The following is a 7,081-nucleotide window of genomic DNA, read 5'->3' as shown; positions in this document are numbered from 1 at the left end:
GGGCTACCAGGGCGGCGGCGACCGTCGTCCGAGCGGGGACCGTCCCGGATACCAGGGCGGCGGCGACCGCGGTGGATACCGTGGCGGGGACCGGGACCGTGGTGGTTACCAGGGTGGCGGTGACCGGGGCGGGTTCCGTAACGACGACCGGGGTGGGTACCGGGGCAACGACCGGGATCGTGGCGGTTTCCGCAACGACGCCGACCGTGGTCCGCGGGACGAGCAGGACAACGGTCAGCCCGGGTTCGTGGCGCCGGAGATCCCCGAGGACATCACCGCCAACGACCTCGACCAGGAGGTCCGTGCCGAGCTGCAGAGCCTGGCGCGGGACGTCGCCGACAAGGTCGCGCGGCACCTGGTAGCGGCCGGCACGATCATCGACGAGGACTCCGAAGAGGCGCTGCAGCACGCGATCGCGGCGCGGCGGCTCGCCTCCCGGATCGCAGTGGTGCGCGAGGCCGTCGGCCTGGCCGCCTACGCCGCCGGGGACTGGACGACCGCCATCGCCGAGCTGCGCACCTACCACCGGATGACCGGGCGGCAGACGCACCTGGCCGAGCTGGCCGACTGCGAGCGGGCGCTGGGCCGGCCCGAGCGGGCGATCGACCTGTACCGTGGCGCCGACCTGGAGAAGCTGGAGAAGGCGACCGCGATCGAGCTGCTCATCGTCGCCGCCGGTGCCCGGGGCGACCTGGGTCAGCACGACGCCGCTGTGGCGATGCTGCAGGTGGGCGAGCTGAGCGCCGAGGGCAACGCGGACTGGGCGGCGCGTCTGCGCTATGCCTTCGCGGACTCGCTGCTGGCCGCCGGCCGGCGGGACGAGGCCCGTGAGTGGTTCTCCCGGGCCGCCGCGGTCGACGAGGACCAGGTCACCGACGCTGCCGAGCGGCTGCTCGAGCTCGACGGGGTCACTATCGAGGGCGACGACCACGACGAGGACGAGGACGACGAGGCCGGCACCGACGGTGCTCCGTCGAACTCTGCCGCGGACTCGGACTCGGACGACGAGGACGACTCGGATGACGACGACGAGGACGACTCGGACGAGTACGACGACGACGATGACGACGACCTCGCCGACGACGAGGACGAGGACGACCTCGACGACGAGGACGAGCAGGACGACGACAAGGTCGCTGCTGTGGCCGCGACGGACGTCAACACCGACGCGCTCGTGAAGGACGCCCCGGAGGGTGCGGTTTCTCCGGAGACGTTCGGCGACGCCGATGAGGTCGAGGCCGAGAAGGTCGAGGCCGAGAAGGTTCAGGCTGACAAGGTCGAGACCGTCAAGGCCGAGGCCGGCACGGTTGAGGCTGACAAGCTCGAGGCTGGCAAGGCTGAGGGTGAGAAGGCTGAGGCCGGTAAGCCGGTTGCGCCTGCCGAGGCCGGTTCCGCGGAGAAGGCCGCCGGGGACGAGGGTGTCGCCGGGGCTGCTGACGAGGAGAAGCCGAAGGCGTGAGTGATCACCTGGCCGGCAGTCACGATCTGGTCATCTTCGATCTGGACGGCGTCGTCTTCCTGATCGACGAGCCGATCCCGGGAGCGGTCGAGGTCGTGCAGCGGTTGCGTGCCGACGGCACCGCGATCGCGTACGCGACCAACAACGCGTCCCGGCGTGCCGCCGATGTGGCGGCGCTGCTGACCGGCATGGGTGTGAGCGCGGAGCCGGCCGAGGTCCTGACCTCGGCCGGCGCCTCCGCCGCACTGCTCGCGGAGCGACTTCCCGCCGGTGCGAACGTGCTGGTGGTGGGTGCCGAGGCGTTGCGTGCCGAGGTGCGCGACGCCGGTCTCACCCCGGTCGACCGGCTGGAGGACGAGCCGGTCGCGGTGGTTCAGGGCTACGGCCCGGAGGTCGGCTGGAAGGTGCTGGCCGAGGCGGTTCTCGCGGTTCGGTCCGGAGCGGTCTGGTACGCCACCAACACCGACCGCACCCTCCCCAGCCCACGCGGCCCGCTGCCGGGTAACGGCTCGCTGGTCGCGGTGCTGCGGACGGCCCTCGACCGGGAACCCGACGTGGTGGTGGGCAAACCACAGCCCGGCCTGTTCCGGACGGCCGCGAAACAGTCGGGTGCCGAACGGCCCCTGGCGGTCGGCGATCGTCTGGACACCGATATCCAGGGCGCGGTCACGGCGGGCATCGACAGTCTGCTGGTGCTGACCGGGGTCAGTGGCCCGGCCGATCTGCTGGCGGCGCCCGCGGACCGGCGGCCCACCTATGTGGCGGCAGATCTGTCGGGGCTGTTCCGGGCGGCGGACGACCTGCGGGTGCCGGTGTCCGGTTCGGAAGCCGGTGGGTGGAGCGTGTCCCGGGAGGGTTCGCGGGTGTCGCTGGACGGTTCCGGCGATCCGGTGGATGCTTTGCGTCTGCTGTGTGCGGCTACCTGGTCCGGGGTTCCGTTGTCCGGGATCGATCCGGTGTCGGCGGAGGCGCGGGATCTGTTGCTCGGCTGGAAGATCTAGGTTTTTTGAGTGCGGCCGGTTCCGGTCACTGTTCCCCGTGTGGGTGACGGTGACCGGAACCGGCCGTTCTGTTCTTGGGCGTCTCCACCGCCATCGGCCCGGCGGTCGCGGGGACACCTCGAGTGGGTGGTATCTCGCGGTTGGCCACGTGCGGGGTAGCTCGGCGAAGTGCTGATCTGGCGTACCGGCAAAAAGGTTTTATCGGTGTAAGCGGGCCAGATCCGCCAAGAGGTGGGAGGCGCTCTGGGCTGCGTCGTCGACCCTGGCCGGCTCGGCGGCCGGGCGGGACGTTCCGCTCACCTGTTTTCCGGGGGTTCCGCCCACACCGCTCACCGTTTTCCGGGGTTTCGCCCACACCTTCGCCGGGCGCTGGGCTTCGGTCGGTTTGAACCGGTGTGGGGTTGGGGCCGTACCTCTGGGCACGGCCGGTGGGGTGCGTCTGTCAGAGGAGCTTGCGGAGCTTGAGCAGGTCGAACGGGTTCGCTCGGATGCTGGTGAGCATGCGGGTGATGTCCAGCTTGCCCGCCACCAGAGCCAGCAGCTCGTCGCTCGTGGTGACCAGGGCGATCTTCGCCTTCGGGTCGTCGCCGTCGGTGATGTCGACCAGGCGGCCCTCGGTGATCCGGCCGTGGAAGGCCGCGCCCAGGTCGGTGAGCCGGCACGCGAGGGTGCGATCCAGGTCCAGCTTGCCCCGTGCCTCGGCGTTGGCCTCGAGGCGGGCGGCTAGGTCGTGCAGTGCTTTGCGGCAGTCGTCCACGGTGGCCATGAGCCCATCCTGCCTCACGACACCAACCTGGTACCTCAGGAGTTTCCAGGAGGTGCCCGGTAGCGTGGCACCCGACGCGCAAGAGGAGGCGGGACATGCCGGACGCATGGCGGGCGTATCTGGACCTGGCACTCGGCTTGACGGAGGCACCCCGGAAGAAAGCACAACAGGTCGCCGGGGACCTGCTCAACCGGGGCGGGGCCACGGCGACACAGGTGCAGGGCATCGTGGAGGACCTGATGTCCGCGGGGCTGGCCAACCGTGAGGCGCTGACCAGCATCGTGCGGTACGAGGTGGACCGGGCCCTCGGGCGGGTGGGCCTGGCCACCGCTGAAGAGGTGTCGGATCTCACCGGGCGGGTCCACGACCTGGAACGGCAGTTGCGTGAGGCCCAGGCTTCCGGCGCTGCGGGGTCGTCTTCTCTGCCGGGGTCGTCTTCTCCGGTGGGGGCGGCGGGATCGGTGGGGCCGGCGGGTTCAGGTAAACCTTCGGGGTCGGTGGGGTCGGCCGGGGGACCGGGTTCGGGTTCTGCTCCGGCGGTGCGGCCCGTCAAGAAGGCGGTGGCCAAGAAGGCGGTCAAGGCCGCTCCGAACGCGATGCCCTCCGCCGGGACCGGCGGGACCGGGGTGTCCGGCAACTCGGCGGCCGCTTCGGCGCCGGTTTCTGCCGCGTCTTCGTCTCCCTCTTCGTCCGCTTCCTCTCCCTCGTCCGCCCCTTCGTCTTCACCCTCGTCTTCCTCGTCCTCGTCCGCGGTTGAGCCTGCGGCCGCTGGATCCGGGCCGTCCGAGTCCGCGCCGGTGAAGCGAGCCCCGGTCAAGCGAGCCCCGGTCAAGCGTGTGCCGCGGAAGGCGACCGGGCCGGCGGCCGAGGCTGCGGGGGCTCCGGCTCCGGCTCCGGCTCCGGCTCCGGCTCCAGCTCCGGCCCCGGTCGCGAAGAAGGCGCCGTTGGCAAAGAAGGCACCGGCAAAAAAGGCACCCGTGAAGAAGGCCGCAACGGCGGCGAGTCCCGCTACGGACGCGGTGACCTCAACGGCTGAGGCTTTACCGGGAGAAAACGCCCCGGCGAAGAAGGCTCCCGCGAAGAAGGTTGTAACGGCGGCGTCTCCCGCGCTGGACGCGGCGTCTCCCGCGCTGGACGCGGCGGGCCCGGCGGCTGAGGTCGCACCTGTGGACGTTGTCCCGGCCAAGGCTGCGCCCGCGCGGAAGAGCGCTGCGGCGCGGTCTGGTGCGAAGGCGGCGGGCTCCGCTGTTGAGGTTGCTCCGGTGACTGAGGGAGCGGTCGCTGCGGAGAAGGCTGCTCGGCCTCGGAAGGTGGCTACGCCGCGGAAGGCGCCTGCGTCGCGCGGCGATGCGCCGGCGAAGGCACCCGCGCCGCGTAGTGAAGCGGTGCCGCGTAAGGCTTCGGTGGCCCGGAAGGACGCGGCCCGGACGGACGACGTGGCCCAGAAGGAATCCGTGGCCCAGAAGGACTCCGCGGCCCGGGCGGATGACGCGGCCCGGGCGGATGATGCGGTCCGGACGGGCGGCGTGCCTCGGAAGGCTCCGGCCAAGCGGGCTCCTCGGGTGCCCGCTCAGGGCAAGCCGGCCAGCGAGACTGTCGAGAGCACGGAGGCCTGAGCCGGTGACCTTTCCCAGCGCAGCACAGCCAGGTCCGCGTCCGGGGCCGCCGGCGGGAGGATTTCGGCCGGGACCGCCGCCGCACGGGCCCCGGCCCGGTGGGCCCGGCGTGGGACGGCCCGGTGGTGGTTTCGGGGCGCGGCCCGGTGAGAGCGACCCGGAGCGACCTGGTGGGGGCGACACCGGGCGGCCCGTGGGTGGCGACGTGGGGCGGCCCGGCGAGAGTGACGCCGGGCGGCCCGCCGGAGGTGACTCCGGGCGGCCTGGTGGGGGTGACGCCGGGCGGTTCGGTGGGGGTGACTCGGGGGTGGTTCTTCGGGACGGTGAGGGCAGCGGGCACCCGGCGGTGGACGCGGTGTTACGGTCGCTCGCCAACGCTGCGCGGTTGGCGCCGGCCGAGCAGATCGCCGAGTACGAGGCCGCGCATCAGGTGCTCCAGGAAACCCTGGCCGGCATCGACCGTTGACCGTCAGCGAACCGTACCGCCGTACCGAAATAAAGGAATTTGATGGCCCGCCGTGCGCGTCTCGACGCCGAGCTCGTCCGTCGTAAGCTCGCCCGCTCCCGGGAACAGGCCGCCTCGCTGGTCGAGGCCGGCCGGGTGCAGGTGCGCGGCACCGTCGCCCACAAGGTGGCGGCGATGGTGGATCCCGCCGACCCGATCCTGGTGACCGGGGAGGATCCGCAGACCGAATACGTGTCCCGGGGCGGCCACAAGCTGTTCGGTGCGCTCAAGGCGTTCGAACTGCCGGTCGAGGGTCGCCGGTGTCTGGACGCGGGCGCGTCGACCGGTGGGTTCACCGACGTGCTGTTGCGTGCCGGCGCCCGCCAGGTGGTGGCGGTGGATGTCGGGTACGGGCAGCTGGCCTGGCCGATCCGTACCGACGAGCGGGTGGTGGTGCAGGAGCGCACCAACGTCCGCACGATCACCCCGGAGTCGATCGGCGGTGTGGTCGATCTGACCGTGGCGGATCTGTCGTTCATCTCGCTGCGGCTGGTGCTGCCCGCGCTGACCGCGTGCACCGGCCCGGACGGCGATCTGGCGCTGATGGTGAAGCCGCAGTTCGAGGTGGGTAGGGAACGGGTCGGCGCGGGTGGGGTGGTCCGGGACTGGCGGCTGCGTGCCGAGGCGGTCCTGGACGTGGCGACGGCCGCCGCCGGGTTGGGGCTGGGGGTGGCCGATGTGACGGCCAGTCCGCTGCCGGGCCCGAGCGGCAACGTGGAGTTCTTCGTGTGGTTCCGGCGGGACGCCCCGCCGGCCGATCCGGCCCGCATCGAAGCGGTGGTCGAGGCCGGACCTCATGCTGTCGAGCTCTTGGAGGAGAAATGAGCCGCTCGGCCCTGCTGGTCACGCACACCGGTCGCCGGCAGAGCACACAGCACGCCCGTGCCGTGGCGCTCGACCTGATCGCCGCCGGTTTCGAGGTGCGGGTGATCGCCGAGGAGGTCGACGATCTGGAGCTGCCCCCGGGGGTGGAGCCGGTGTCCGGCCCGGAGGCCGCCGAGGGTGTGGAGATCGTGCTGGCGCTCGGTGGTGACGGCACCATTCTGCGCGCCGCGGACCTGGCCCGGCCGGCGAAGGCGCCGCTGCTCGGGATCAACCTGGGCAAGGTGGGGTTCCTCGCGGAGACCGAGATCGATCACATCGACGAGGCGGTCGCCGAGGTGGTGGCCGGTAATTACACGGTCGACGAGCGGCTGACGCTCGACGTGCGGGCGGAGTACGACGGCCGCCTGATCGCCGAGTCGTGGGCGCTCAACGAGGTGACCGTGGAGAAGGGGCAGCGGGCGCAGATGCTCGAGCTGCTCGTGGACGTGGACGGGCGGCCGTTGTCCCGCTACGGCTGCGACGGTGTGGTGTGTGCCACACCGACCGGTTCCACGGCGTACGGGTTCTCGGCCGGTGGCCCGGTGGTGTGGCCCGAGGTGGAGGCGCTGCTGCTGGTGCCGATCAGTGCGCACGCGCTGTTCAGCCGGCCGATCGTGACAGCCCCGACGTCGACCTTCGTGCTGACTGTCGACCCGTACACGTCATTTGCGGTGTTGTGCTGTGACGGCCGTCGCACCTGGGATCTTCCGCCGGGCTCGCAGGTGACTGTCGAAAGGGGTCAGCTGCCGGTGCGCCTGGTGCGCCTGGCCCCGCGTCCGTTCACCGACACGCTGGTGGCGAAGTTCGGTCTTCCGGTCGTCGGCTGGCGAGGGAATCGACGCTGATCAGACCGACGCCGTTGGGCAATTG

Annotated in this window: 5 protein-coding genes and 1 pseudogene; 5 read left to right on the top strand and 1 reads right to left on the bottom strand. The window is 71.5% G+C overall.

Annotated features, from left to right (window positions below; all coding sequences use genetic code 11):
- Nucleotides 1–319: 319 nt before the first annotated feature.
- Both Aco03nite_RS53700 and Aco03nite_RS43690 read left to right on the top strand, forming a co-directional pair.
- Nucleotides 320–1,117, top strand: a pseudogene (locus Aco03nite_RS53700) (Replicase polyprotein 1ab); the annotation flags it as partial.
- Between the two features lie 338 nt (nt 1,118–1,455).
- Nucleotides 1,456–2,460, top strand: coding sequence for an HAD-IIA family hydrolase (locus Aco03nite_RS43690; RefSeq protein WP_203807357.1), 1,005 nt, complete (start codon nt 1,456–1,458; stop codon nt 2,458–2,460).
- A 442-nt stretch (nt 2,461–2,902) separates the two neighbouring features.
- On the opposite strand, the gene Aco03nite_RS43685 is transcribed toward Aco03nite_RS43690, so the two are convergent.
- Nucleotides 2,903–3,226 carry a sterol-binding protein gene (locus tag Aco03nite_RS43685; protein ID WP_203807355.1) on the bottom strand — a complete coding sequence of 108 codons (324 nt, stop codon included), beginning with the start codon at nt 3,224–3,226 and terminating at the stop codon, nt 2,903–2,905.
- Nucleotides 3,227–5,149: 1,923 nt separating this feature from the next.
- Here Aco03nite_RS43685 and Aco03nite_RS43680 point away from each other — a divergent pair.
- Genes Aco03nite_RS43680 through Aco03nite_RS43670 form a run of 3 tightly spaced genes read left to right on the top strand, consistent with a single transcriptional unit; the run spans nt 5,150 to nt 7,056 of the window.
- Nucleotides 5,150–5,308, top strand: coding sequence for a hypothetical protein (locus tag Aco03nite_RS43680; protein ID WP_203807353.1), 159 nt, complete (start codon nt 5,150–5,152; stop codon nt 5,306–5,308).
- A 42-nt stretch (nt 5,309–5,350) separates the two neighbouring features.
- A complete protein-coding gene (locus Aco03nite_RS43675) occupies nt 5,351–6,172 on the top strand; it encodes a TlyA family RNA methyltransferase (RefSeq protein WP_203807351.1) in 822 nt (273 codons plus the stop codon).
- Entirely contained in the window at nt 6,169–7,056 is an 888-nt protein-coding gene (locus Aco03nite_RS43670; protein ID WP_203807349.1) for an NAD kinase, read from the top strand. Before Aco03nite_RS43675 ends, Aco03nite_RS43670 begins: the two co-directional genes overlap by 4 nt.
- The last annotated feature ends 25 nt before the right edge of the window (nt 7,057–7,081 follow it).

Origin of the sequence: Actinoplanes couchii (assembly GCF_016862075.1) — a bacterium.
In the GTDB taxonomy this organism is placed as follows: domain Bacteria; phylum Actinomycetota; class Actinomycetes; order Mycobacteriales; family Micromonosporaceae; genus Actinoplanes; species Actinoplanes couchii.
The sequence above is the reverse complement of the archived record's forward strand: the minus strand, read 5'-3'. Positions and strand labels throughout refer to the sequence as shown.